24 protein-coding genes are annotated in these 26,002 nt (G+C 68.5%); 12 read left to right on the forward strand and 12 right to left on the reverse strand.

Going from position 1 to position 26,002, the window contains the following annotated elements:
- Nucleotides 1-55 precede the first annotated feature (55 nt).
- The gene (gene fni / locus ABN401_RS11275) at nucleotides 56-1,081 is read right to left on the reverse strand and encodes a type 2 isopentenyl-diphosphate Delta-isomerase (protein ID WP_349684946.1); all 1,026 of its coding nucleotides are present in this window, start codon (nucleotides 1,079-1,081) and stop codon (nucleotides 56-58) included.
- 65 nt (nucleotides 1,082-1,146) lie between these two features.
- Between fni and ABN401_RS11280 the strand changes: the two genes are divergently transcribed.
- Complete coding sequence (locus tag ABN401_RS11280; RefSeq protein WP_349684947.1) at nucleotides 1,147-1,650, forward strand: sterol desaturase family protein; 504 nt, start codon at nucleotides 1,147-1,149, stop codon at nucleotides 1,648-1,650.
- The gene (locus ABN401_RS11285) at nucleotides 1,647-2,390 is read left to right on the forward strand and encodes a fatty acid desaturase (protein WP_349684948.1); all 744 of its coding nucleotides are present in this window, start codon (nucleotides 1,647-1,649) and stop codon (nucleotides 2,388-2,390) included. Before ABN401_RS11280 ends, ABN401_RS11285 begins: the two co-directional genes overlap by 4 nt.
- Here ABN401_RS11285 and ABN401_RS11290 read toward each other — a convergent pair.
- The 4 genes from ABN401_RS11290 to ABN401_RS11305 all read right to left on the reverse strand — a co-directional run bounded on the left by ABN401_RS11290 (nucleotide 2,362) and on the right by ABN401_RS11305 (nucleotide 7,901).
- Complete coding sequence (locus tag ABN401_RS11290; protein ID WP_349684949.1) at nucleotides 2,362-3,300, reverse strand: phytoene/squalene synthase family protein; 939 nt, start codon at nucleotides 3,298-3,300, stop codon at nucleotides 2,362-2,364. The genes ABN401_RS11285 and ABN401_RS11290 overlap by 29 nt on opposite strands.
- Complete coding sequence (locus tag ABN401_RS11295) at nucleotides 3,297-4,799, reverse strand: phytoene desaturase (protein WP_349684950.1); 1,503 nt, start codon at nucleotides 4,797-4,799, stop codon at nucleotides 3,297-3,299. The genes ABN401_RS11290 and ABN401_RS11295 overlap by 4 nt, the downstream gene beginning before the upstream one ends.
- Nucleotides 4,796-5,962, reverse strand: coding sequence for a lycopene beta-cyclase CrtY (gene crtY, locus ABN401_RS11300; RefSeq protein WP_349684951.1), 1,167 nt, complete (start codon nucleotides 5,960-5,962; stop codon nucleotides 4,796-4,798). Before crtY ends, ABN401_RS11295 begins: the two co-directional genes overlap by 4 nt.
- A gap of 70 nt (nucleotides 5,963-6,032) precedes the next feature.
- Nucleotides 6,033-7,901, reverse strand: coding sequence for a PPC domain-containing protein (locus ABN401_RS11305; protein ID WP_349684952.1), 1,869 nt, complete (start codon nucleotides 7,899-7,901; stop codon nucleotides 6,033-6,035).
- A 97-nt stretch (nucleotides 7,902-7,998) separates the two neighbouring features.
- Here ABN401_RS11305 and folD point away from each other — a divergent pair, with 97 nt between their 5' ends.
- The 5 genes from folD (at nucleotide 7,999) to ABN401_RS11330 (ending at nucleotide 11,946) form a co-directional block, all read left to right on the forward strand.
- Nucleotides 7,999-8,922, forward strand: a complete 924-nt coding sequence (folD, locus tag ABN401_RS11310) for a bifunctional methylenetetrahydrofolate dehydrogenase/methenyltetrahydrofolate cyclohydrolase FolD (protein ID WP_349684953.1) — start codon at nucleotides 7,999-8,001, stop codon at nucleotides 8,920-8,922.
- Between the two features lie 65 nt (nucleotides 8,923-8,987).
- The gene (locus ABN401_RS11315; protein ID WP_349684954.1) at nucleotides 8,988-9,665 is read left to right on the forward strand and encodes a LemA family protein; all 678 of its coding nucleotides are present in this window, start codon (nucleotides 8,988-8,990) and stop codon (nucleotides 9,663-9,665) included.
- Between the two features lie 35 nt (nucleotides 9,666-9,700).
- Nucleotides 9,701-10,477, forward strand: a complete 777-nt coding sequence (locus ABN401_RS11320; protein ID WP_349684955.1) for a TPM domain-containing protein — start codon at nucleotides 9,701-9,703, stop codon at nucleotides 10,475-10,477.
- Nucleotides 10,471-11,163, forward strand: coding sequence for a TPM domain-containing protein (locus ABN401_RS11325; RefSeq protein ID WP_349684956.1), 693 nt, complete (start codon nucleotides 10,471-10,473; stop codon nucleotides 11,161-11,163). The genes ABN401_RS11320 and ABN401_RS11325 overlap by 7 nt, the downstream gene beginning before the upstream one ends.
- A gap of 45 nt (nucleotides 11,164-11,208) precedes the next feature.
- The gene (locus ABN401_RS11330; protein WP_349684957.1) at nucleotides 11,209-11,946 is read left to right on the forward strand and encodes an endonuclease/exonuclease/phosphatase family protein; all 738 of its coding nucleotides are present in this window, start codon (nucleotides 11,209-11,211) and stop codon (nucleotides 11,944-11,946) included.
- On the opposite strand, the gene ABN401_RS11335 is transcribed toward ABN401_RS11330, so the two are convergent.
- Nucleotides 11,931-13,400: a phospholipase D-like domain-containing protein gene (locus ABN401_RS11335; protein WP_349684958.1), complete on the reverse strand. Its 1,470-nt coding sequence runs from the start codon at nucleotides 13,398-13,400 to the stop codon at nucleotides 11,931-11,933. The two genes, ABN401_RS11330 and ABN401_RS11335, sit on opposite strands and share 16 nt — an antisense overlap.
- A 170-nt stretch (nucleotides 13,401-13,570) precedes the next feature.
- Here ABN401_RS11335 and ABN401_RS11340 point away from each other — a divergent pair, with 170 nt between their 5' ends.
- From ABN401_RS11340 to ABN401_RS11350, 3 genes are all read left to right on the forward strand, one after another.
- The gene (locus ABN401_RS11340; RefSeq protein WP_349684959.1) at nucleotides 13,571-13,750 is read left to right on the forward strand and encodes a hypothetical protein; all 180 of its coding nucleotides are present in this window, start codon (nucleotides 13,571-13,573) and stop codon (nucleotides 13,748-13,750) included.
- Nucleotides 13,751-13,860: 110 nt separating this feature from the next.
- Entirely contained in the window at nucleotides 13,861-16,428 is a 2,568-nt protein-coding gene (locus tag ABN401_RS11345) for a coiled-coil domain-containing protein (protein ID WP_349684960.1), read from the forward strand.
- Between the two features lie 160 nt (nucleotides 16,429-16,588).
- Nucleotides 16,589-17,185 carry a C15 family peptidase gene (locus ABN401_RS11350; RefSeq protein ID WP_349684961.1) on the forward strand — a complete coding sequence of 199 codons (597 nt, stop codon included), beginning with the start codon at nucleotides 16,589-16,591 and terminating at the stop codon, nucleotides 17,183-17,185.
- Here ABN401_RS11350 and ABN401_RS11355 read toward each other — a convergent pair.
- Nucleotides 17,178-18,326: an MFS transporter gene (locus ABN401_RS11355; RefSeq protein ID WP_349684962.1), complete on the reverse strand. Its 1,149-nt coding sequence runs from the start codon at nucleotides 18,324-18,326 to the stop codon at nucleotides 17,178-17,180. The two genes, ABN401_RS11350 and ABN401_RS11355, sit on opposite strands and share 8 nt — an antisense overlap.
- A 32-nt stretch (nucleotides 18,327-18,358) precedes the next feature.
- On the opposite strand from ABN401_RS11355, the gene ABN401_RS11360 reads away from it, so the two are divergent.
- Both ABN401_RS11360 and pip read left to right on the forward strand, forming a co-directional pair.
- Nucleotides 18,359-18,748: a DUF423 domain-containing protein gene (locus tag ABN401_RS11360; protein ID WP_349684963.1), complete on the forward strand. Its 390-nt coding sequence runs from the start codon at nucleotides 18,359-18,361 to the stop codon at nucleotides 18,746-18,748.
- 28 nt (nucleotides 18,749-18,776) lie between these two features.
- A complete protein-coding gene (gene pip, locus ABN401_RS11365) occupies nucleotides 18,777-19,751 on the forward strand; it encodes a prolyl aminopeptidase (protein ID WP_349684964.1) in 975 nt (324 codons plus the stop codon).
- Between the two features lie 7 nt (nucleotides 19,752-19,758).
- On the opposite strand, the gene rodA is transcribed toward pip, so the two are convergent.
- The 5 genes from rodA to ABN401_RS11390 form a co-directional block, all read right to left on the reverse strand.
- The gene (gene rodA / locus ABN401_RS11370; protein WP_349684965.1) at nucleotides 19,759-20,916 is read right to left on the reverse strand and encodes a rod shape-determining protein RodA; all 1,158 of its coding nucleotides are present in this window, start codon (nucleotides 20,914-20,916) and stop codon (nucleotides 19,759-19,761) included.
- Nucleotides 20,913-22,922, reverse strand: a complete 2,010-nt coding sequence (gene mrdA / locus ABN401_RS11375) for a penicillin-binding protein 2 (RefSeq protein ID WP_349684966.1) — start codon at nucleotides 22,920-22,922, stop codon at nucleotides 20,913-20,915. Before mrdA ends, rodA begins: the two co-directional genes overlap by 4 nt.
- A gap of 97 nt (nucleotides 22,923-23,019) precedes the next feature.
- Nucleotides 23,020-23,526 carry a hypothetical protein gene (locus ABN401_RS11380; RefSeq protein WP_349684967.1) on the reverse strand — a complete coding sequence of 169 codons (507 nt, stop codon included), beginning with the start codon at nucleotides 23,524-23,526 and terminating at the stop codon, nucleotides 23,020-23,022.
- 8 nt (nucleotides 23,527-23,534) lie between these two features.
- The gene (mreC, locus tag ABN401_RS11385) at nucleotides 23,535-24,527 is read right to left on the reverse strand and encodes a rod shape-determining protein MreC (RefSeq protein ID WP_349684968.1); all 993 of its coding nucleotides are present in this window, start codon (nucleotides 24,525-24,527) and stop codon (nucleotides 23,535-23,537) included.
- A 252-nt stretch (nucleotides 24,528-24,779) separates the two neighbouring features.
- A complete protein-coding gene (locus tag ABN401_RS11390) occupies nucleotides 24,780-25,820 on the reverse strand; it encodes a rod shape-determining protein (protein ID WP_013269710.1) in 1,041 nt (346 codons plus the stop codon).
- Nucleotides 25,821-26,002: the final 182 nt, after the last annotated feature.

Here is a 26,002-nt window from a genome sequence, read left to right on the forward strand (position 1 = left end):
TAATCAATCCTAGGTCGAGCGTTCGGCGTAATCTGTCAACCTATGATTGATCGCTTCAATCCTGAAGTTGTGCCTGCTTCAGGGCTGCAAGGTTGGCTGAACCCGTACAGAGGCAAGCAGTCCGCAGTTGCCGAATGGCCAGGTCGAAATGCGCGACCACAGCTTCACTGGACAGCGTAGCGGCTTTCAGCACACCCGCCGCCTGTCCCACGACATCGGCGCCCGCACGGATCGCCTTGGCTGCATCGACCCCGTCCCGGACACCCCCGGATCCGACAAGGACCATGCTGGGGCAGACGGCGCGCACCTCGGCGATGCAACGGGCGGTCGGAATGCCCCAGTCGGCGAAGGCCAGGGCGTGCGCCTTGTCCGTCGGTTCCGTCGCGCGTTCGCCTTCGATCAGGCCCCAGTTGGCCCCACCCGCCCCCGCGACATCGATGGCCGCCACGCCCATCGCTTCCAGCCGCCGTGCCGTGGCCGCCGATATCCCCGCGCCCGTTTCCTTGACCACGACCGGCGCGTCCAGCTTGCGGACCAGCGCCTCCAGCGCCGCGCCGACGCCCCACCAGTCGCGGTCGCCCTCAGGCTGACAGGCTTCCTGAAGCGGGTTCAGATGCACGATCAGGGCGTCGGCCCCGATCATCTCCATGATGCGGCGCGCCTGATCGACACCGAAGCCGCGCGTAAGCTGAGCGGCTCCTATGTTGGCCAGGATCGGCGTATCGGGGGCCCGGTCCCGGAGCGAGGCGTTCAGGCCGCTGCCCGCTCCGCCCTCCAGCGCCCCGCGCTGCGACCCCACGGCCAGGGCGATCCCCAGGGCCTGCGCGGCTTCGGCCAGATGGGCGTTGATGGCCTCCGCTCGACTGGGCCCACCGGTCATGGAACTGATCAGGAACGGGGCCTTCAGCCGTCGCCCCAGAAAGTCCACGCCCAGATCGATCTTGGCGTGGTCCAGATCGGGCAGGGCCTCGTGCACGAACTGGATCGCGTCGAATCCGGCGTCCCTGGCGTGTCGCCCGCCGCCGGAGAGGACAACGTCCAGGTGCTGGTCCTTGCGGTCTCGGATGACGTCGTCGCTCATGCCGTCCTGCTTAGCGACGCCCGGTCGCGGTTGGAACTGCCCGCGACGCGGCGTAAAGTCCGACTATGACGCTCGTGTGGTTCACCCTGCTGACCCTGGCGGTCTTCTTCCTGATGGAAGGGGTCGCCTGGACGACGCACCGCTACATCATGCACGGCCCCCTGGGCTGGGGCTGGCACCGCGACCATCACGAGCCGCACGACAAGACGTTCGAGGTCAACGATCTGTACGGCGTGGTCGGTGCCGTCGTCGGTACGGGCCTGTTCGTCGTCGCCTGGCTGACGGGTCTGTGGTGGATCCGCGCGATCGCGCTAGGCGTGACCCTGTACGGCGTCGTCTATGCCTTCGTCCACGACGGCCTGGTGCATCAGCGGTGGCCGTTCCACTGGATGCCCCGGAACGGCTACGCTCGCCGGCTGGTCCAGGCTCACAAGCTGCATCACGCGGTGCAGACGCGGGACGGCGCGGTATCCTTCGGCTTCGTCTTCGCGCCCAATCCTCAGCGGCTCAGCGCCATTCTGAAAGCCCGTCGCGCCGAGCGGGCCGCCGCCGATCTGCCCGCCGAGTGACGCGCGCCCGCCAGACCACCATCGGCCTCACCCTCGCCGCCCTGATCGTGACCGGGTGGGCGACCCTGCATGTGTGGGGCGTCTTCTTTCAAGCCCTGCACGGTCCGGCGCTCGCGGTTGTTCCAGTGCTGATCCTGACGCAAAGCTGGCTCGGGGCCGGCATGTTCATCGTCGCCCACGACGCCATGCATGGGTCGCTGGCCCCCGGACGGCCCAGGCTTAACGCAGTGGTCGGCCAAGTCTGCGTCGGGGCGTACGCCGCCTTCTCGTTCCGCGAGCTGAACGTCTGCCACCACCAGCATCACCGCGCGCCCGGCACGGCCGACGACCCGGACTTTCACGCCGACCGGCCCGAGGCCTTCCTGCCGTGGTTCTACGGCTTCTTCACACGCTATTTCGGCTGGCGCGAGTTCGCCATCGTGACGGCGGTGCTGATCGCCTATCTGGTGATGGGCGCGTCGGTCGCCAATCTGATCCTGTTCTGGGCCCTGCCGGCCGTGCTCAGCGCGCTACAACTGTTCGTCTTCGGCACATGGCTGCCGCATCGGCATATCGCCGGCGAGGGCTTCGACGACCATCACCATGCTCGGACCTGGTCCATGCCGTGGATCGCGTCCCTGCTGACCTGTTTCCACTTCGGCATGCACCACGAGCATCACCTGTCGCCGGCGACGCCGTGGTGGCGGCTGCCCGCCGTCCGTCGCGAAGCCCTCAGACGCGGGTCCACAGCGCAGGCCTGACCGGCAGGGGCTTGCCGCGATCCAAGGCCTGGGTCCAGACGGCGATCAGAGCGCCTCGGCTGAACAGCCAAAGCTTCATCAGGCGCCCGACCGATACCCGCGAACGCCAGGCTTCGGGGCCGCTACGCCGGACCTTGCGGCCGATTTCCCGATAGACCCCACGCGCCGCCGCGATGGCCAAGGCGGAGCGGAAAGGAAGACCACGCAGGCCGTCGCGGGCGCTGTCGTAATAGGGCTCGGCCACGGCCAGCAGCCTCTGCGTCACGGCGTGAACCTTGGCGCGGTTCGCGGGATCCGCCACGGCCTCGGCCGTCGGCTCCAGCCCCGCCTCGACCAGCCAGTCCGCCGGCAGATAGACCCGGCCGCGTTCGGCGTCCTCGATCACGTCCCGCGAGATATTGGTCAGTTGGAACGCCAATCCCAGGTCCTGAGCGCGGCGCAGCACCTCAGCATCGGTCACGCCCATCACCCGCGCCATCATCACCCCGACGACGCCAGCGACGTGCCAGCAGTAGGCCATGACGTCATCCACGGTGCGATAGTCCCGGTGCTCCACGTCCATGGCGAAGCCGTCGATCAGGTCCATCGCCCAGCGCTCCGGCAAGCGATGGCGGATCGCCACCCGCTGGAAGGCGGCGAAGACGGGATCGGACATGGTCTCGCCGGTCATGGCCCGGCGTGTGAGGTCATACAGCCGGTCGAGCCGCCGCTTCTGTTCCTCGGCGGTCAGGACCTCGTGGCCGAAGCCGTGGTCTTGGCCGTCGATCTCGTCGTCGCAGGCCCGGCACCAGGCGTAGAGCAGCCAGGCGTCCTCGCGCACCCTGGGGTCGAACAGCCGAGAGGCCGAGCGGAAGCTCTTGGACCCCTTGACGATCGACGCCTTTGACGCGGCGAGAACGGTGTCGGTCACCGGAGGTCCGCCGCCTGTTCCAGCATCAGGCCGGCCGTCGCCTTGGCCGAGCCGACCACTCCGGGAATGCCCGCCCCCGGATGGGTGCCGGCCCCGACGATGTAGAGGTTGGGGATCACGTCGTCCCTGTTGTGCGGCCGGAACCAGGCGCTCTGGGTCAGGATCGGCTCCAGAGAGAAAGCGGACCCCAGGTGCGAGTTCAGGTCGTCCTTGAAATCCTGCGGCGTCCAGATCCGCGTCGTGACCAGATCGCGCCGCAGGTTCGGCATGTACCGCTCCTCCAGATAGTCGATGATCTTCTCGCGGTACTCCGGTCCCTTGACCGACCAGTCGATGTCGGCGGCCCCCAGGTGCGGCACGGGCGACAGGACATAGTGGCTGGACTGTCCGGGCGGGGCCATCGAGGGATCGGTGGCGCAGGGCGCGTGCAGATACAGCGAGAAATCCTCGGGCAGTTCGGGCCCGGAGAAGATCTCCGAGATCAGCTCGCGATACCGTGCGCCGAAGCAGATTGTGTGGTGCGCCAGCTGCGGCTGCGGCGTCGAGACGCCGAAATGCAGGACGAACAGCGACATCGAGAACCGCTTGGACTTCAGCGACCTGGCCTTGGACTTCCCGCGCGGCGTGCGGCCCAGAAGCTTGTCGTAGGTGTGGACCACGTCTGCGTTGGAGGCGACCATGTCAGCCGGGATGACCTCGCCGCCTTCCAGCACCACGCCAGTGGCCCGGTCGCCCTCCGTCTCGATCCGCTCGACCGAGGCGTTCAGCCGTAGGTCACCGCCCAGGTCGGTGAAGAACCGGCACAGACCGTCGATCAAGGCCCCGGTCCCGCCGCGCGCGAACCACACCCCGCCGCGCCGCTCCAGGGCGTGGATCAGGGCGTAGACCGAGCTGGTCTTGAAGGGGTCGCCGCCCACCAGCAGGGTGTGGAAGCTGAAGGCCTGGCGCAGCTGCGGGTCCTGGATGTGGCGTGCGACCATGGCGTGGACGCTGTTCCAGCTTTCCAGCCGCATCAGCTGGGGCGCCGCCGCCATCATCGACCAGAACGACTGGAACGGGACGGTGCCCAGCCGCAGATAGCCCTCCTGATACAGCTCCTCGGAATACTTGTGGAAACGGTCGTAGCCCGCGACGTCGGCCGGATTGAAGGCCGCGATCTGGCGCTCCATCGCCTCCTGGTCGTTGTTATAGTCGAACGCCCGCCCATCTTCCCAGCACAGCCGGTAGAAGGGATCGACCGCCAGCAGATCGACGTAGTCCTTCAAGACCGAGCCCGTGCCCTCGAACAGCTGCTCCAGACAGTCGGGGTCGGTGATGACCGTCGGACCGGCGTCGAAGGTAAAGCCGCGCTCCTTCCAGACGTAAGCGCGGCCGCCCGGCTTGTCGCGCTTCTCGACCAGGGTCGTCTGCACGCCCGCCCGCTGCAACCGGATGGCCAGTGCGATGCCGCCGAATCCGGCCCCGATGACCACCGCCCGTTTCGCCGCAAGGTCTCTCATGCGCTCTTTCCTAGACCCGTCTCGCGCAGCTGTCGAAGCGCGCGATGGATGGGCACGGGGGGTTTTCCAGTCAGGATGCGCGCCTTGTCCAGCGTGGTGCTCCGTCCTGCGTAGAAGCGCCGCACCAAAGGCTCCGACAGGCCATAGAAGCGGCGCATGACGCTCCAGCGTTTCGACGGCTTCGCCGCGCGGAACAGCATACGGTCCAGCAGGCGATAGAAGGCCCGACCCGCCCAGATCGTCTTGGAATGCCCCTCCATCAGCGCGCGCAGCCCCGCCGACGACAGGTCGGTCGCCCCGGCCACCAGCCGCGCCGTGGCGACGGCGTCCAGCAGCGAGTAGCCTGTGGTCGGGTGAAACAGGGCCGCCGACAACCCGGCCCGGGCGACCGGGGCCCCTTCGGCCCAGAAGGCGTCGATGTCGCCATCAAGGGCGATGGGCAGCACGCCCTCTTCCTCTTCGACCACCGCCTCGACCGCCCAGCCGCGCGAGCGGATGTAATCGTCGACGCGTCCCCGGATGACGTCCCGATCCAGCCGGGGCCCATCGACATAATAGGTGTCCTCGACCAGCACGGTCCGGGCGTCGAACGGCAGCAGATAGACGAAGCGATAGGCGTCCCCCTGGGCCACAGTCGCGTCCATGATGGTCGGTCGGGTCAGACCATGGGGCTGGGTCAGTCGAACCGTCCGCCCGAGAAAGATCTGCCATCCGAGGTCCAGGTGCGGGGTGGGAGCGGGCCCCCGCGCGTCGATCACGCCTTTCCCGCGCAGGACCGTCTGATCGGCCAGCGTCACCGCATCGGGCGCCACATCGACCGCCTCGCCGCGGATGAGCCGATCTCCGAGCAGGGGCGCGACCGCCTCGTGCAGGCGCTCGGACGTCATGCTGTTGTAGGGCGTCTCCAGGGTGCGGCTGAGACCCGGGAAATAGACCTCATAGCCGTCTTCCCAGCGATGCGGCGTCGCCGGGGCCAGCCAGGCCCGGTCCTCGGTGGATATGTCGCCGTCGAAGAAAGACCATGTGTGCTTTCCCCCCAGTCGGCCGTCGCGCTCGACCACGGCGACCTTCAGCTCGGGCCTGTCGATCGCGAGGCGCCATGCGATCAGGCTGGACGCCAGCCCGCCGCCGACAAGGATCAGATCGAACTCGGCGGATTCCATCTGCGATCCTTAGAGCCAAAAGGGCTCCGACGCGACCGCGCCGGAGCCCTTTCATGCGGTGCGCGGCCGTCTATTCCCGGGGTTCGATCGTCAGCGAGTAGGCGCCCGATTGACCCGTGCCGAAGCTGCGGGCGCGGATGATGTAGTCGCCCTCTTCCTCGACCGACCAATCGACCTTGGCATGGGTGTCCGACAGGCCGTCGTCGTCGGCCGCCACGCTGGTGAAGACGCCGCCTTCATCCTCGCGACCGATGTCGAGGTAGGCGTCGAACTCATTGGAGACCATCGTCAGGCGCAGCTTGTCGCCCTCCTTCACCGAGATGCGATAGGCGTCGTAGAAGGCCCCGTCCTCGGCGATCCCGTCGTCTTCGGCCAGGGTGCCACGCGCCGTCGCTCCGACCAGTATGCTGCCGGGCATGGGTTGCGGACCCCGGTCGATGAGTTCCAGTGAGTACAGACCGTCGGCGTCGGCATAGAGAGGCGAAGCCCGCAGGATGAAGTCCCCGGTCGACGGCAGGGTGTAGTTCAGGCGCGAATCCGTGCCCTCCCCCAAGCCGTCGTCGTCGCTGGTCAGAGCATAGAAGTCACCCTCCGGGCTCCCGATCTGCAGGTAGGTGTCGAAATCGCCAGAGCGCATGATGACCTGGATCCGGTTGCCCTGGGTTCCGGCGATGCGGAAGGCGTCGAAGCCGCGGTTGTCGTCGTCGCGAGGATCGCCGTCGGCGATCTCGCCCTGGATCGTCCGGCCGAACGCAAGGGGCATAGGTTCCGGATCGGGCGCGGCCTCGGTCAGGGCGAGGGAATAATCACCCGCTCCGTCCTCGCTGAAAGCCCGGGCTTCCAGAGTGTACTCGCCGTCCTCGGTCAGGGTGTAGGTCAGACGCGAGTTCGTCCCCTCTCCCGCGCCGTCGTCGTCCGAATCGACGATATAGCGCCCCCCGCCCTCGCCAGCGTAGAGGTCCAGATAGGTGTCGAAGTCGTCCGAACTCATGGTCGCGACGACCCGCTGTCCGGCGCGTCCCTGGAAGGTGTAGGCATCGGCCTTCTGGCCACCGGCATTGGAGCCGTCCTCGTCGGACAAAGCCCCCTCGACCGTCTCGCCGAACGCGATCGCCTGGGTCGTCATCGGCGGCGGACCTTCGGCGATGGCGACGGTATAGGCCCCCGTCTGGCTTCCCCCCAGGGGCGCCGCGCGAACCAGATACTCGCCATCCGCCGGGGCGGTGAACACCAGATAGGAGTTGAGGCCACCCGCCGGGCTGTCGTCGTTGGACGCCAGTTCCTCGAAACCGCCGCTCAAAGCCATGCCGCCGACCCGGACGATCGGATCGAAAGCCTCGCTTTCCATGGTGACGGCGATCCGGTCGCCTTCCCGCGCCGTGAAGCTGTAGGCGTCATAGAGATAGGCCGACCACTGATCGACGCCTTCCTCTTCCGGATCGGCGTCGGTGATTTCACCCTGGATCGGCGTGCCCAGCCGGATCGCCGTCGGGCGCGGCGCGGGCGGCGCAGGACCCCGGTCGACGACCTTCAGTTGATAGTCTCCGCCCTCCAGGCCGCCCAGGTTGCGCGCCCGCAGCACATAGGTGGCGTCGCCGTCGATATTGAACCGAAGGCGGGAATGAAGCCCTTCGCCCAAACCATCGTCGTCGGACGCCAGCACCTCCTCGCTGCCCTGCGCCAGCAGCTCCAGATAGCTGTCGAACGCCTCCGAGCGCATCGTGAACTCAAGCCGCTGCCCATCCCGTGCCTGAATTTCGTACAGATCATAGATGTACTGACCCATGTCGGCATCATCGACCTGAGCATCGTCGGGCGTCAGGGATCCGGAAACCTCCTGACCCAGAGCCAGCGGCGTCGCCTGCTGGGCGGCGGCCTGGCTCGCGCCGGCAAGAAGCGCGAGCGCGCTGGCGGTGATGGCTAAGGTCGAGCGGCGCATTGGTTTTCCCCCGGTTTGCGAGGCGATCATAGACGCCGATCCGTGACGCCTGTAAATCGCCACCGACCCTTCGGATTCTGACGAGACGGAGCCGCCCGTGGCCCACACCGACGCGCGTGCGACGCTGATCGACGGCAAGGCCTTCGCGGCCGGTCTGGTCGAGCGGATAGCCGAGGCCAGCGCAAGGCTGGAGCAAACCCACGGGGTCCGCCCCGGTCTGGCGGTCGTCATCGTCGGCGAGGACCCCGCCAGCCAGATCTATGTGCGCAACAAGGGCGAGACCACCGCCCGCGCCGGCATGCGGTCGGACACTCATCGGCTGGCCGACACCACGACCCAGGCCGACCTCCTGGCCCTGATCGCGAGCCTGAACGCCGATCCGGGAATTCACGGCATCCTCGTGCAACTCCCCCTGCCCGCCCACATCGACGCGGCGGCCGTGCTGGCCGCCATCGATCCGGACAAGGACGTCGATGGCTTTCACGTCGTGAACGCCGGCCGGCTGGCGGTCGGACTGCCGGGGCTTGTGCCCTGCACGCCCCTGGGGTCGATCATGTTGCTGCGGCAAACCCTGGGTGATCTTTCGGGCCTGAACGCCGTCATCGTCGGGCGGTCCAACATCGTCGGCAAGCCGATGGCTCAACTGCTTCTGGCCGAGAACTGCACCGTCACCGTCGCCCATTCCCGCAGCCGCGACCTGCCCGCGCTCTGCCGGAGCGCCGACATCCTGGTGGCCGCGGTCGGACGCCCGGAGATGATCCGCGGCGACTGGATCAAGCCGGGCGCGACGGTGATCGACGTCGGCATCAACCGCGTCCCTTCCGCCGATCCGGTCAAGGCGGCCGAGGGCAGGACGCGCATCGTCGGCGACGTGGCCTTGGCCGAGGCCGCCGCCGTCGCCGGAGCCATCACGCCCGTGCCAGGCGGCGTGGGCCCCATGACCATCGCCTGCCTGTTGGCCAACACTTACAGCGCCGCCTGCCGCGCGGCGGGCGTGGAGTCCGAGCCGTTCGACGCTTGAAGCTTCGTCACGTTGCGCTGATAGTCTCGCCGGACGCCGACGATCCGGCGATTCAGGAGGGGTCCATGGCTCGCAGTCCGTTTCGTTTCGTCGCCACGATCGGCGTGCTGATCGCCGCCCAGAGCGTCGCCGCCTGCGGCTACAATGACATTCCGACCAAGCAGGAGCGCGCCGAGGCGGCCTGGGCAGACGTCCAGAGCCAGTATCAGCGCCGCGCCGACCTGATTCCGAACCTGGTCGCCACCGTCCAGGCCGCCGGGATCCAGGAGCGGACCACGCTCACCGAGGTGATCGAGGCGCGCAACGCGGCCGTCTCCACCCCCCTGACCACCGAACAGCTCAGCGACCCGGCCGCCGTCCAGGCCTTCGTGAACGCGCAGGGCCGGGTCACTGCCGGGGTGCGTTCGCTGGGCGTGCTGGTCGAGGCCTATCCGCAGCTGCGCGCCAACGAAAATTTCCTGAACCTCCAGTCCCAACTGGAGGGGACAGAGAACCGCATCACCATTTCACGGCGCGACTACAACGAGGCCGTTCGCGCCTACAACACCTCACTGCGGACCTTCCCGACCGTGATCTGGGCCAACACCGTCTTCTCGGGCGAGGAGCCGATGCAGCTGTTCAACGCCACCGACGAGGCCCAGAGCGCGCCACGCGTGGAGTTCAATCTGAACGGGGCCCCCGCCCCCGCTCCGGGTGGATCTGCTCAACCCGTCGCGCCCGGATCGACGCCGCCCGCCCAGTGACGTCTACGACGATGATCAGGACGGCCAACAGGCTCATGGTCATTCTGCTGGTCGGTCTGGTGTCCTGCCTGGCCGCGACGACGCAGACGATCGCCCAACCGGCCTTCCCCGCCCTGACCGGCCGCGTCGTCGATGAAGCGCGCCTGCTGTCGGCCCCGAAGGAAGCCGAGATCACCGCGAAGCTGGAGGCGCTGGAGGCCGCCACCGGCGACCAACTGGTCGTGGTCACGGTCAACAGCCTTCACGACTACGAGATCGAGGATTACGGCTATCAGCTGGGTCGCGCCTGGGGCATCGGGGCGGCCGAGACCGACAGCGGCGTCCTGCTGATCGTCGCGCCGAACGAACGCAAGGTCCGCATCGAAGTCGGGTACGGTCTCGAGCCCGTCCTGACCGACGCCCTGTCCAACCAGATCATCCAGACCGACATCCTGCCGCCCTTTCGCGAGGGCGGCTACGAGCGCGGCATCACCGCCGGGGTCGACGCCATCGACACCCAGCTGAGGCTCGATCCCGCGGAGGCCCAGGCCCGGGCGGCGGCCGCCGAGCCCACCGAGTCGGAAATCCCCGTCATGCCTGCGATCATTATCGCGGTGATCTTCATCCTGCTGTTCATCAACATGATGCGGTCCGCGGGCGGCGGGCGGCGGCGGCGAGGGCGCAAGGGCGGCATCGACCCCATTCTGGTGTGGGGCGCTGCCGAAATCCTGAGCAGCGTCGGCCGAGGCGGTTCCAGCGGTGGCTCCAGCTTCGGCGGCTTCTCGGGCGGCGGCGGCAGTTTCGGCGGCGGAGGCGCGTCGGGCGGATGGTGAAGCGCATCTCGAAGGCCGATCACGACCGCATCACCGCCGCCATTCGGGCGGCGGAGGCGAAGACGTCCGGCGAAATCTTCTGCGTCCTGGCCAAGGAAGTCTCGACCTACCGGGACATCGGCCTGTTGTGGGCGGCGGCGGCGGCCTTCCTGCTCCCACTCGCCCTGATCCCCTTCGGGTTCGAGCCCGCGTGGATCCCGGGCATGGCCAGCGGCTGGGACGCCGCCCATCTGTCGGCGCGGGGCACCGAGATCAGCCAGGCCCTCGCGGCCTATGCCCTGATCCAGGCCGCCGTCTTCGTCATGGTCTATGCCGCGCTGCGACTGCCGCCCCTTCGCCGGGTCACAACGCCGAAAAGCGTCCGGCGCGACAGGGTTCGGCGGGCGGCGCTGCACCAGTTCCTGGCTCACGGCCTGCACGTCACCGAGGAGCGGACCGGCGTGCTGATCTTCGCGGCGCTCGACGATCACCGGGTCGAGGTCATCGCGGACAAGGGTATCCACGCCCGCGTCGACCAGTCCGTCTGGGTGGACGCCGTCGAGGCGCTGACGTCATCCCTCAAGGACGATCGGCCCGCCGAAGGTTTCGAAGCCGCGATCGGCATGGTCGGTGCGGTGCTCGCGGAACATTTCCCGCCCCGGCCCCGCAATCCCAACGAGATCGCCGACCGGCTCGTCGAAATCTGAGGACGCGGGTCGCCAACCGGCGTCAAATGGCTTAGCCGAACGACCGTGCGCCTTCTCACCTACAATGTGCATCGCTGCGTCGGGGTCGACCGTCGGCTGGACGTCGACCGGATCGCCGCCGTTATCTCAGAGCACGAGCCCGACATCGTCTGCCTCCAAGAACTAGACGTAGGTCGCGCCCGGACCGGCGGCGTCGATCAGGCCCAGGCCATCGCCGACCGGCTGTCGATGTCGGTCCGCTTCCACCCCGCCATGCGGGTCGAGGCCGAGGAGTATGGCGACGCCATCCTGACTTCCTGGCCAGAGCGGCTGGTCAAGGCAGGACCGCTCCCGACCGCGCGGGGCATTCCCGGAATCGAGCCGCGAGGGGCCCTGTGGCTGCGCATCGACGTCGCGGGTGTCGCGCTCAACGTCCTCAACACCCACCTCGGCCTGGTGCCCCGGGAACAGCGGCTGCAGGCGGCGGCGCTGGTCGGCCGCGAGTGGCTGGGACATCCGGAGTGCGCCGGCCCGACCCTGTTGGCCGGAGACTTCAACGCCACATCGATCACCCGTCCCTATCAGACGATCGCGCGCCGCCTCGCCGACTGTCAGCGCCAGATCGGACAACGACCCTCGCTGAAGACCTTTCCCTCCGGCTTTCCCGCCATCCGCATCGACCACGTCTTCGTCACGCCCGACATTCGGATCACCCGCGTGCAAGCCCCCTTCTCGCCCCTGTCGCGCATGGCGTCGGACCATCTGCCCCTGGTGGTCGATTTCGAGGTTCAGGCCGGGTCCTGAATCCGCTGCGAGCGGTTGCGCCGCTTCCACGGACGCCAGGCGTCGGCGGGCGACGTCGGGTCGCCGATCTGAAACTCCGCGATGGTCCGCTCGATCCAGGTCGGCGGCTCGGCGCCCAGGGGCGTGAGCCGCCCGGTGTCAAACCCCCGCATGGCCTTGCCGGTCGATCCCAGAACGGCTTCGGCGGCTTCGAACTCGTCCGCTGTGACGCCGATGAAATGTCCGATCGTCCGGTGGCGAAACCTTCGCACCGCCGCCTGCCCGTCCTCCGTCGCCGGCGCAACGGCGACATCGCATTCGGTGTCCATGCCCAAAGACCGGTTGTTCAGGTTCGTCGACCCGATCCGCAGCAGCCGATCATCCACGATCGTGACCTTGGCATGGACGATGATCCGCTGCCCCTTGGCCGTATTCGGGCTGAAGGCGAAGAACCGATCGTGCCGGTCCGCGCTCTCCAGTCGGAACAGGACCTCGGCGCGGGCGGTGTCCATGGTTATGCTGTCGAACCAGCTGGGGCTGCGGCCGGTCGAGACCAGCACCACCTCGGGCCCGTCGTCCTCGTCCAGCCGCTCGGCCAGGGCGGCCGCGATCACGGGCGAGGTGAAATACTGGTTCTCCATATAGATGAGCCGTTTCGCACGCCGGATCGCCTCGACGTGCAGACGTTCATTCTCGCGGACTTCGGCCCGGCCACCATGGCGCGGCTCGGTCCGGGCGATGCCGACGGGCACGTCGTGGAAGTCGGGCTCGACCCCGTCCGGCCACGGATCGAAACCTTCGGGATCGGGCAAGGTCCTCTCCCAGGTCGCCTTGAACCACCGCTCCCGCGCCAGATCGCCCAGGGCCCGGGCGGCAAGCCCGTCCATCACGCACATGGTCTCGTGCCGGGGTGGCGAGATGACGCCCGAGGGCTGGGCCCGGCGCAGGTCGTCGTCGCGGTGCGCCTCTGAATCCCAACGGTCGACCGAAATGTCCCCGCCGCCACAGAAGGCCACGGCGTCGTCGACGATGATCGCCTTCTGGTGATGGCAGGCACCGAGGGGACCCGGCTGATCGAGCCGGAACTCCACCATCCGCTTGCGGAACCAGGCTTGCGCCCGGTGCGGATAGAAGCCCTGAGACGCCGCGATCAGCAGGGGCGATTTCCAGATGAGCAGGCGCACGTCCAGCTCGGGCCGGGTCTTGACCATCATGCGCAGCTGATGGCCAATCTCCGCCTGACGGTCGCCGGGGCGGGTCTCGGGATCCAGACGGGTGCGGGGATCGAACTGCCACCCAAGAACCACGACCGATCGGCGAGCCTTCGATAACGCCGAGGCCAAGGCGTCGAAATAGGCCTCGTTTTCCATCAGCACGGCAAGGCGACCGGCGGTCTCCACCCGCCAGCAGGTGTGGCCTGGCACCAGCAACTCACGCGCATCGAGCGCCACGCCCGGTGCTCCCTCAGTGTCCATGGCTCGTCTGTCCCCGTCCGGTATCGTGGGTCGCGTTCCGGCTGAACCAAGACGCCCGGAACGACCATCCGTTCCACGCCCCCCGCCGGGGGTCAATCGAGCCTGCCACCCTGCATTGTCCGGTTCGTCGAAATCGGGCATAAGGCCCCTTCGATCGGGGGACGAAACAGTTGCAGGCGCTCATCCAACTGCTCGTCGGCTTCATCGTGATGTTGGCGACGGCCGCCCTGGCCCAGTTCGGCGTGTCCCTCGACCGTGCCGCTGAGCCTGAGCGCGAGGTTCATCGCGTCGTCGATTGCACGCCGAACGCCTCGATATCGATGACATCGGACACGCCGCCGGCCTGCTGAGTCTCCCCGGCTGAATCGCGCCTGCCGCCTTTCGGGACAGGGCCTTAGCCGTTAGGGTCGGATCACCTCGCGCACATGCGCGGCGTCAGTCCATCCGAGATACGCGTCACATGAAGTCCCGCCAACGGCCGCCTCTGACCCTGACCGACCCGGATGTCGCCGATACCTCGGCCCCGGCTCCGGTCGAAGGCGAGACACCGATCGCGCCGATCGAGACGGATGCCACGGATGAACCCAGGCCGATGTCAGAGCGCCGTCGTCGGCGGCTGGAAGAGCAACGCAAACGCGAGGCCGTGGCGGCGGACACGCCCTTGGTGGCGGTCGAACCCGCGCGCGCCCCGGCCGAGGACCGCGATCGAACGGACAACCACACCGGCGCCCTGACCTTCACGACCAGCGCGGACGCCCCGCCCGCCACGATCACCCCGACCCCGGCGCCCGTGGCCGCCACCTCGCAGCCGACGCCGAGCCCGCCGTCATCGGGCCGGACCTATCTGATCGCGGGGGCCGCGGCCTCTCTCTGGGTCGGCGGTGTCGCCGCCTGGGCGGCTTATGAGGTCGGGGCCGGCAACGTCGCCCTCGATCCGCTCCGCATCGCCCTCTACATCCTGATCGCGCTCGCTCCCGCGGGGCTCGCCGTCATGCTGGCTCATGCCGTGCGCCAGGGCGCGGGCCTGGCGCACGAGACCCGGCGCGCGCGCGATCTGGCCGAGGCCCTGGTCGCGCCGACCGCTCTGGCCGCCCAGCAGACCGGCGAGGTTCTGTCGACGCTACGCAACGACATCGACCAGGCGGCCTTGGCGGCCGAACGCGCGCGCAATGACATGGCCTTGCTGCGCGAAGCCCTGGCCCAGGAGACCCAGCGCCTGAACGAGGCCGCCGAGACCGCCGGCCGCACCGCCCGCCGTCTGGTCGAGCAACTGGGTGCCGAACGCACCGAGATGGCGACCCTGGGAGGCCGACTCGACACCCAGGCCGCCGGCGTGCTCGACGCGGTCGAGAAACAGTCCCGGCTGATCGTGGACGCCTCCGACCTGGCCCAGACCCAGCTGCGCGAGGCCGAAGCCGCGCTGGCCGCCCGGGCCGCCGATCTGGCCGCCGCCGCCGGTGAGGCCCAGGACGCCGCCCGTCTCGCCGCCGACGACCTGGCGCGCCAGACCCTGCGACTCGAGAACGCCGGGACCGGCGTGGCCGAACAGATCCAGTCCGTCGAGGAGGGTCTGGGCCAGCAGCGCGCGGCCCTGGTCACGGCGGCCTACGCCCTTCGCACCGATCAGGAGGATTTCTCGGCCCAGGTCGAGAGCCAGCGCGCCCAGCTGACCGAACAGCTGTCCGCCGCCCGCGCGGCCGCCAGCGACCTGGGGGCCACCTCCACCCGTGCGACCGAGGGCATGCGCGATCTGGTGGAAGCCGCCACGGATCAATTCCGCGCCCTGGTCGAGCTGTCCCAGCGCGAGGCCGACGGGTTCGACGCCGCGACCAAGCTGTCGCTGGACAAGTTCGAGTCTCTCGCCGCCGAGGCGCGCGACACCCTGATCGAAGAGACGCGGCGCGCGCTCGCCATGCTGATGGCCACCGCCGAGGAAAGCCGTCAGACCGCCGCCGAGGCGGCCGGACAGGCCCAGATCCGCGCCGACCGCCTGGGCGAGGCTCTGTTCGAAGCGGCACAGAAGGCCGACGAGGCCGCCGACGCCCGCGTCGACGAGGCTCGCAGGATCGTCACCGACACCGTCGAACTGGTCGAGGAGGCCGGTCAGCAGGCCATCCAGAAGCTGGAGACCACCCTGGGCCGCATGACCGAAGCCCTGGCCGAGGTCGATGCCGCCATCGCCGACCTGGACGAACGCGCCTCGCGGCTGCCCGAGGAGGCCCGCGCCCGCGCCGAGGCCGTGCGCACGACGGTCGAGGAAGGGCTGGCCGCCCTGGCCGCGGCGTCCAGAAAGGCGGCCGAGGACACCGAGGCCCTCGACGCCGGCTTCCAGGAGCGTGTGCGGCGCAACTACGACATGCTGACCGAGGCCGTGCGGCTGATGGGCGTCGTTTCGGGCGAGCCCGCCCCGATCCGGCGGCGCGAACCACCGGCTCAGGCCCCGGCTTCGTCGACCCCCACGACGCCGCCGCCTCCGGTCGCGCCGGAGCGCCCGGCCGCCGAGAAGGAGCGCGGCTTCGGTCTGCGGGGACGCCTCAGACTGGCCCCGGCCGGCGACGATCCGGGCACCCGATCCGCCCCCGCAGCCTCGGACCGTCTGGACTGGAGCGATCTGGTCGACGACGCCGGTCCGGAGATGCCGTTGGAGCTCGACACGCCCGTGATGCCCGATGACCCGGCCGCGCTGGCGGACCGGATCACGGCGGCCATCCGCCGGATGGGAGTCGATCCCAACGCCCTGCTGCCTCGCTCTCGCGTCGAAGAGGCCGCTCAGGCCTTCGCCGCGCGCGATCCGGACCGGGCACGGCAGATCGTGCGTCGCGTCGCCCCCGCCGCGGTCCGCAGCGTGTCGCGGCGGGTCATCAGCGATCCAGAGCTTCGCGGCGACGCCGAGCGTTTCGTGCGGGGGTTCGCCGCACGTCTGGCGCAGCAGGCCGGCGACGGCGAACCGGTCGTTCTCGCGGCACTGGCGACGGACAGCGGACGGTCCTTCATGCTGTTGGACGCGGCGATCGGCGACCTCGCCTGACAGGGGATTCCCGCGCCAAAGCTTCCGCTCGGGTCGGATTTGGCTTGACGCCACGGACCGCTTTCCGCAACCGTCTCCCCGCTGTCACGACCTTGTCACGGACAGCCAAGGGATCGCAGTCTCGGTTCCCGGTTCGTATCAACGGCTCTCGCAAGGCTTCATGCTCGACACCCTCGCCGAGGAAAAGCCCGATCGCAGGCCCGCGATGCTCGTGTGCGTCTATGATGAGGCGGACGGGCTCTGGCCGATGCCCGGCCTTGAGGATGCCGCGACCGGCCCTATCGCCGCCCGCGTGGTTCCCCTGGGTCCGGATGAACCCGCCGCGCTGGCGACCCGCATCACAGGTGCCCTGGCCGACACCGATTGCCGCGCCATCCTGCTGGTCGGTCGCACGCGAAAGGCCGACCGCTTCCGCATCCAGATGCGCGCTGAGAACCGCGTCCTCGGCGGCGGGCGCAAGCTGTCGGACACCGGTCCGGCCCTGGCCCGGGCGACGGCCCCGATCGCCGAGATGGTCCGCGCCCTGGGAGACGCCGGCTTCGCCGCGGACGCCACCTCCGACAGCGAGGACGACGCCGGGTCCTACCTTCTCTATCGCTTGCTGACGGCGCTGCCCGACAACGCCGACGCGGTCGCCGTGGGTCTGCTGCGCGCGCCTGATGGCCTCGATGCCCACGACGCCCGGCGCGGTGTCGAGACCGCCGCCATGGCCATGGCGCGCCACCTGACGCCTCTGCCACGCTCCCGCCTCAGCTGAGCCGGCCCCTCAGCCCGACGGAGGCGATGACGCCAACCAGGGCGAGACCGGTCATCGCCAGATATCCCAGGCTGTCGAAACGCGCATACAACGGACCGGCGGCCAGCGTCGCCAGGCCGATCAGCACCCCTGCCGCCATGACCGAGTTGAGGGTCTGGGCCACCGTGTGGTCACCCGACGGGGCCAGCCGCTCGATGATCTGGACGCCCGCCAGATATGTCGCGGCGAATGTCAGAGCGTGCAGGCCCTGAAGCGGCCAAAGCATCCACAACGGGGGCGCGAAGGCCAATGCCGTCCAGCGAACGACCGCAGCACCTCCGCCGATACCCAGCACCGTCAGCGCGCCGATCCCCCGGCTCCGTCGCCAAGGCTCGACCCACCACATGAAGCCGATCTCGACGATCACCGAGAAGGCCCACAACAGGCCCGTGGTCCGCTCATCGATGCCCTGGGCCTTCCAGGCGATGGCGGAGAACCCGTAGTAGAAGCCGTGCGTGGCCTGGATCGCTCCAATCGCCACAAGCGCGGTCATGAAGACCCGATCGCCGAGCAGTCGGCCCACGCCGGCGAACCGATCCCGTGCCCGACCGACGGGTTCGATCGCCTCGCCCGGCAGGAGGGTGGCCGCCGTCAGGCAGAGCAGGCCGGACACGACGGCCACGGTGATGATGACCCAGTCGAGCTCGCCCGTGCTGAGGACCGCGCCCATCAGCACATTGGCGGTGACGAAGGCCGCCGAGCCGAAACCCCTCGGACCGGCGAAGCTGAAGCCATCGCGACGGGCGACCCGAAGGTTCAAAACGTCCGTCAACGGGATCAACGCCGCCATGGCCGTCGCCGCCACGAACCAGCCCACAGCCTGAAGCCAAAGCGCCTGGCCCAGACCCGCGACCGCGTAGGCCAGGCAGGCGACGCCGCCCAGCAGGGCGATCGCGGTGCGCCGCCTGGTGAATCCATCGGCCCACACCGCGATCACCGGGCCGGTGACCAGTCGGGCCAGCATGGGCGCGGCCAGCAGGCCCCCGATCTGGGCCGCCGTGAACCCCTGCCCGCTCAGCCACAGCCCGGCGAACGGCAGGCTGACGCCGTTGGCGGCGAACAGAAGCACATACTGCAAGGCCATGCGGGGCGCGGACGTCATGCGGCGATCCGATAGCAGACGCCGGAGATTCCGTGGGCTACGGTCTGCGAATGAACGGGAATCGGATGCTCGTCGGCTTCGCTGCCCTGAACGGGGCCATGGCGGTGGCCGTCGGAGCCTTCGCCGCGCACGGCGCGGGTCCTCAGATCAAGACGCTGCTGACGACCGGGGCAAGCTATCAGCTGGCGCACGCCCTTCTTGGCCTGGTCTGCGCGATATGGCCGGGGTCTCCCCGGCTGGTCCGCATCGCCGGCTGGCTGGCGACGTTCGGGGGTCTGATCTTCTGTCTGTCCCTGTCGCTGATCGGGGTGCTGTCCCTGCCGACGCTGGGGGCCGTCGCGCCGATCGGCGGAGTGCTGATGATCTCCGCCTGGCTGACCCTCGTCCTGGCCGCGTTCCGGTCATCCTCCGTCAACGACTGATCTTCTAACTGGAAGTCCCGAACACCGCATGGCTTTTCCCGTGACCGAGACGCCCCGCCGCGAGCTCTATCCCGAGCTCGAACCCTTCGCGTCCGGCTGGATGCAGACCGACAGCGTCCACGAGATCTATTTCGAGGAGTGCGGCAATCCGCAGGGACAGCCGGTGCTGGTGTTGCACGGGGGCCCGGGCGGGGCGGTCAACCCGGCCATGCGCCGGTATTTCGACCCGGCCATCTATCGCATCATCCTGTTCGATCAGCGTGGCTGCGGCAAATCCCGGCCCAACGCCTCGCTCGAAGACAACACCACCTGGACCCTGATCGAGGACATCGAGCGCCTGCGTGAACGATGCGGCATCGACCGGTGGACAGTCTTCGGCGGGTCGTGGGGCTCCACCCTGTCGCTCGCCTATGCGATCACCCATCCCGAGCGGGTGAAAGCCCTGATCCTGCGCGGCATCTTCCTGCTGACCAAGAAGGAGCTCCACTGGTTCTACCAGGACGGAGCCTCGATGATCTTTCCGGACGCCTGGGAAAGGTTTATCGCCCCGATCCCCGAGGATGAGCGTCATGATCTGATGGGGGCCTATTACCGTCGCCTGATCGGCGAGGATGCGGCCGAGCGCGAGCGCTGCGCCGTGGCCTGGTCCAGCTGGGAGGGCGACACCGTCAGCGTCGAGGGCCCGGCCGGCCGACCCGAGAAGTTCGCGGAGCCCGAGTTCGCCCTCGCCTTCGCCCGGATCGAATGCTGGTATTTCACCAACGGCGGCTTCTTCCCCGAGGAGAACTGGCTGCTGAAGAACATCGGCCGCATCCGCCACATTCCGATCTGGATCGCTCAGGGGCGCTTCGACGTCGTGACCCCGATCGCCAGCGCCTGGGCCCTGCACCGCGCCCTGCCCGAAGCCAGGCTGGACGTGGTGCGCGACGCCGGCCACGCCTCGTCCGAACCTGGCATCGTCGACAGTCTGGTCAGAGCCACCGACTGGGCGGCCGACCTATAGGGAACGGTCAGATCAGGCCGTAGCCCTTTGGCAGTTCGGCATAACGGTGGACCCGCGTCGACAGCACGAGCGCGAAGCCCAGCATCACCGTCATCATCGACGACCCGCCATAGGACAGCAGCGGCATCGGCACGCCCACGACCGGCGCCAGACCCATGACCATGGCCCCGTTGATCAGCACGAACAGGGCGAAGAAGGCGGTCATGCCGGCCGCCGACACCCGCGCGAAATGGCTGTGCGCCGTCGAGGCGATCCTGAGCGAGATCAGGATGATGGCGACGTAGCAGGCCAGCAGGCCGAACGAGCCGACGAAGCCGAACTCCTCGGCCACGGTCGAGAAGATGAAGTCGGTCTGGCGCTCCGGCAGGAACTCCAGCTGGCTCTGGCTGCCGAGGCCATAGCCCCGCCCCAGCACGCCGCCCGATCCCAGGGCGATCTTGGACTGGATGATGTTGTAACCCGTGCCGGTCGGATCCGACTCGGGGCTCAGGAAGGTCAGCACGCGATTGCGCTGATAGTCATGCATGCCAAACATCACGAAGGGTGGAATGGTCACGACGGCGGCGATGCCCCCGGCGGCGATCACCTTCCAGCTGAGGCCCGCGACGAACATCACGGCCGCTCCCGTCAGCCCGATGATCATGGCCGAGCCGAGGTCGGGCTGTTTGGCCACGAGCAGAAAGGGCACCCCGATCATGGCGACAGGGATGATCAGCTTCCACGACCACCGGGCCTCCTGGGCGGTCTGGTTGTGGTACCAGCGGGCCAGGGCCAAGACGAGACCCAGCTTCATGAACTCCGCCGGCTGGATCCGGATGAAGCCCAGGTTCAGCCAGTTCCGGGCGCCCCCGGCCACATAGCCCAGCGGCGTGAACTCGATCATCAGGACCAGCAACAACAGCACGGCGTAAAGAGGATAGGCCGCCCTGAACCACCACTTGGGGTGCAGCATGGCCAGGCCCAGCATGACCACCAGCATGGCCCCGAAGCGCGTCAGGTGATCCATCGCCCAGGGCTGCCATTCGCCGCCCGCGATCGAATACAGCATGGCCGTGCCGGTGAAGGCGACGACGCACAGCAGGGCGACGAGACGCCAGTCCAGCTCGGTGATCTTGGTCGACAGGCGGTCGCGCTCGCCGGGACGGGTCAGGGCGGACGCGGTCATTCAGGCGGCTCCGACAGATAGGGGCGCGGTCCCGTGGACGCGGCGGGAGCAGGTCGAGCGTCCACCTGCGCAGGCTCGGCTGCCCCGAGGGCGTTGGCTTCGTGAGAGCCGGGATCTTCCGTCTCCGCGAAACCCGACTGCTCGATCCGCTGCCGGATTTCCGGATCCTTCAGCAGGGCCACACGCATCACCTCGCGAGCGCGCGGAGCACCGGCCGTGCCGCCGCCCAAGCCCCCATGCTGCACGATCACCGACACCGCGTAGCGAGGATTGTCGATCGGTGCGTAGGCGATGAACAGGTTATGGTCCTTCTGGGACCAGACGTTGGAGCGCCGGGCGCCCGACCCATAGTTGCGCGTCTGGGCCGTCCCGGTTTTGCCGGCCATGCGCACAGCGCCGAGGCCCAGCTGACTGTTACGGAAGCCGGTTCCGCCCACGTCGGTCACGCGGTTCATGCCGTCGCGCAGGACGGCCAGCATCTCGGGGGAATAAGGCAGGTCCCGATCACCGCCGGGAACCGATTGCTCCTCGCCGCCGATCGATTTGATCAGCCGGGGTTGAACCGCCTTTCGCCCGTTGGCGAGGCGCGAGGTGTAGACCGCCAGCTGAAGCGCGTTCACCGTCAGCGCCCCCTGACCGATGCCGTAGCTGGGAGTCTCGCCCGGGTACCAGCGTCCGTCGCCCCGAACGGGATTTTGGCGACGCCACTCCCGATCCGGCACCAGGCCCGCGTTCTGGTTTCCGATGCCCAGATCGAACGTCTGACCGAACCCCATGGTGCGCGCGACATCGGCGATCGCGTCGGGCCCGACCTCGACCGCCAGGGTCATGAAGTAGACGTTGCACGAGTTCTTGATGGCCTCGCGCATGTCCTGGGAGCCGTGGGTGGCGTGACAGGCGAAGCGGCGGCCGAGATAGAAGGCCCCCCCGCAATGAATGCGTCGGTCCGGGTTCGCGCCCCGGATCAAGGCCGCCAGACCTGTGACCGGCTTGAATGTGGAGCCCGGCGCGAACACGCCGTTGATCGCCTTGTCGGTCAGCGGGCGCCGCTCGTAATCGGCCCAGGCGCGATAGATCGGTCCCGGCACCCCGGAGACGAACAGATTCGGATCGAACGACGGGGCAGACACCATGGCCAGGATGTCGCCGTTCCGAACGTCCATGACCACGCAGCTGCCGGCTTCCTCGCCGAACACCTCCAGCGCCCGGTTCTGGATGTCGGCGTCCAGCGTCAGGACGACGTCCTTTCCGGGCGTCGCCGGGCGCGAGCCACCGACGTCCTCGGCCACGACCCGCCCGCGCGCGTCCACCTCGACACGGTTGCCGCCCTCCACCCCGCGCAGATCTTCGTCCAACGCCCTTTCGACGCCGGAGCGGCCGATGCGGAAACCGGGATTGTAAAGCAGCTGGGGGACCTCTTCCCCGCGATCCCGGACCGCCGCGATGTCCCGGTCAGACACCTTGGCGACATAGCCGATGACGTGGGCGAACGATCCGCCATAGGGATAGAAGCGCGCCTCGTTCATGTCCGCCATCACGCCCGGCAGTTCGTTGGCGTAGATGTTGACCTTGGCGAACTCTTCCCAGGTCAGGTCGCTCTTGACCGGAACGGGGGCGAAGCGCGGGGCCGCGTTGACATCGCGGATGATGGCGCGACGCCGGTCCACGGTGTCAGGCAGCAGCTGTCCGAGCAGGTCCAGCGTCTGGTCCAGATCCTTGGTCTCGTCGCGCACGACCAGGACCCGGAAGCTGGGCCGGTTGCCCGCGATGACCACGCCGTTCCGGTCCAGGATACGCCCGCGCGGCGGGGGCACGAGGCGAAAGTTGAACTGGTTCTGGCTGGCGAGGGTCGCGTATTCCTGGGCCTGGACGACCTGCAGCTGCGCCAGACGCACCGTCAGGGCCGTGACGCCCAGGGCCGTCAGACCGCCCACCACGAAGGTTCGCCGCAGGAACGATCCCTGCCGCTCGTTGACATCGGAGAAGAAGATCGAAGGTTCGCTCATCCTGCTTCGCTCCCTTCAGGAGCTCCGCAGGACGGGGTCCTGCAGGAGATGTGTCCTGCGAAGCCTTGGCGGAGCAGGAAGCCTTGGCGGAGTAGGATCATCGGAACCGCACATCGCCGTCATCGAACCGCTGGACCATCCAGTCGGCCGCAGGAAAGAACAGAAGGGTCGGCACGATCTGCAGCAGGAGCGCGATCAGGCTGGGGGCCTGGCCCGCGTCCAGGCTGACCACCAGATAGACGAGGAAAAAGGCGATGGCGCAGCAGATGGCGTACCAGACGAACAGCACCTGGGTCTCCTGCCCCGCCAGCAGATTGCGGGATCCCAGGACCACCGCATAGACCGCGATCAGCGCCAGCGGCCAGGTCCCCAAGGTTCCGCCCCAGAAGATATCCAGGAACAGGCCCAGGGCGAACAGCACCCCGGGGGCCAGCATCGACGGCCGGATCAGCGGCCAGGCAAAGGCCAGCACCAGCGGCAGGACCGGCTCGGGCAAGGTCAGGCCGAACAGTTCGACCGGCGTGGCCAGCACGATGGTCAGGGCGATGGCGATCAGCGCCGGCCGGAACACCAGCTCGAACGAGCCGACGACCCTGACCGCCACGGGCCGTCTCATTGCGTCGCCCCGGGCGCAGGCGTGGCGGTCGCGCCGGCGCGCCGGGCGGCGGCGTCGCGAATGGACGCGGCCTGGGTCGCGTCCGGGGCCGGGGCCGTCGAGAGCCCCGCCAGAGGCGGCGCGTCCAACGCGGCCGGCTCCGCCAGCTGCCCGAAGTCCTCGAACAGCATGACGCGGACATAGTCGATGGCACCCCGGTCACTGAACAGCTTGACCCGCCAGCTGCCGTCGATCCCTCGGGCCACGACGCCGATCGGCACGCCGCGCGGCAGGCCCCCGCCATCGCCGGAGGTCAGGACGCGGTCGCCGGCCTGAACGGCTCCGGCACCCCGAACGAACTCCAGCCGGGGATTGCCCGAGCCGTCGCCGGTCAGCAGGGCCCGCGCGTCGGTCCGGTCGACCAGCACGGGAATGCGGCTGGCGACGTCGGTGACCAGCAGCATCCGGCTGACCCCGCCGGTGACGCCGACCACGCGGCCAACCAGACCGTGCTCGTTGATGACAGGATTACCGATCCGGATACCCTTGCCGGTGCCCGCGTCCAGCAGGCGGGCGTGAACGAAGGGCCCTCGCGATTCCGACACCGAACGCGCCGTGGCCATCGCGACCGGCGGCTCGGTGCGAAGCCCCAGCAGAGACTCGTATCGGGCGTTGACGTTCTTCAGCGCGATCGCCTGGTCGCGCCAAGGCTCCAGCTCGGCGACCTGCGCTCGCAAACGCCGGTTCTCGGACACGGCGAAGAAATATCCCTTGATGTAGTCCGTCGCCCCGCCGGTCCAGCGGACAGGTGCGGCCAGCACGCCGCTGGCGGGCGCGACGACAGCATCGAAGCCGGCCCGCACAGGACCATAGGAGTGCCCCTCGCCGTCGATGCGGCGGTCGGCCAGGATCATCAGGATCGAAGCGATCAGGGCGACCACGACCGCGACCGCGGCCGTCCAGGCCAGCGGCACCTTCAACTGATCGAACGGTCCGTCGCGGAACGCCACGGCCTTGCCTTCCAAAAGAGGTCAGAATCGGCGGGACGCCCCCCGCCGCTATGCGCAGCCTATCGCAAAAAGCAGGCCAGATTGGAACCGGCGAATTCGCTGCAATCACGGGGATTTGCAGTAATCCTCCCCCCTTGGGGGAGGTGGATCATCGCGACCAGCGATGAGACGGAGGGGGCAAGTCCTAGCGAACGCATTCGCGGCTGTCCCCCTCCACCGCTTCGCGGTCCCCCTCCCCCTACGGGTGAGGATTTAGAGCGCCGAGTCGAGGACGCCCTTCATCCAGCGCGGATGCTCCAGCACACGGCCGCAGCCGATGGCCACGCAAGACAGCGGATCGTCCGCCACCGAGACCGGCAGGCCGGTGTGATCGCGAATCTCGGCGTCCAGGCCGCGCAGCAGGGCGCCGCCGCCCGTCAGCATGATGCCCTTGTCGGCGATGTCGGCGGCCAGCTCCGGCGGGGTGGCTTCCAGCGCCACCTTCACGGCGTCGATGATCTGGCTGACGGGCTCGGCCAGGGCCTCGGCGGCCTGGCGTTCCGAAATACGGACCTCGCGCGGCACGCCCTGCATCAGGTCGCGGCCCTTGACCTCGATCGACAGGCCTTCGCCGTCGGCGGGGATGCGGGCGGTACCGATGTCCTTCTTGATGCGCTCGGCGGTGGTCTCGCCGATCAGCAGGTTATGGTTTCGACGCATGTAGCTGATGATCGAGTCGTCCATCTTGTCGCCGCCGACCCGGACGGAGCGCGAATAGACGATGCCCGACAGCGACAGCACGGCCACCTCGGTGGTGCCGCCGCCGATATCGACGACCATGGAGCCGGTCGGTTCATGGATGGGCAGGCCCGCACCGATCGCGGCGGCCATCGGCTCGTCGATCAGGCCCACACGGCGGGCCGAGGCGTTCAGGCAGGAGTCGTTGATGGCGCGACGCTCGACCGCCGTGGCGCCCGAGGGCACGCAGACGATGATCTTGGGGTTCACGAAGCCCTTGCGATTGTGAACCTTGCGGATGAAGTGCTTGATCATTTCTTCAGCGACTTCGAAGTCGGCGATAACCCCGTCGCGCATCGGACGGATGGCCTCCATGTGGCCCGGCGTGCGGCCCAACATCTGCTTGGCCTCGATGCCCACGGCATGGACGATCTTCCGTCCACCGACGTTCCGCAGCGCCACGACGGACGGTTCGTTCAGGACGATGCCCTTGCCCTTCATGTAGATCAGGGTGTTGGCGGTGCCCAGGTCCATCGCGATGTCGTTGGAGATCGCGCCGAAGAGGGAGAAGCTCATGGGGGTCGGTTACCGTTCGGGTTGGGGCCGTCTGAGGCGATGCTGATCCAGCCCGTTTCGGCGATGCCCAGACCGAGGCGCATCCCCATACGCGCTCGGCCTCCTGATCGTCCTCGCCTGACGGACTGAGCGCCCGTTTGCCCGCTGCTACAGGCGATTACAAGCCCTGATCCCACCCGTGT

It is taken from the genome of Brevundimonas aurifodinae (assembly GCF_040195595.1).
GTDB classification, from domain to species: domain Bacteria; phylum Pseudomonadota; class Alphaproteobacteria; order Caulobacterales; family Caulobacteraceae; genus Brevundimonas; species Brevundimonas aurifodinae.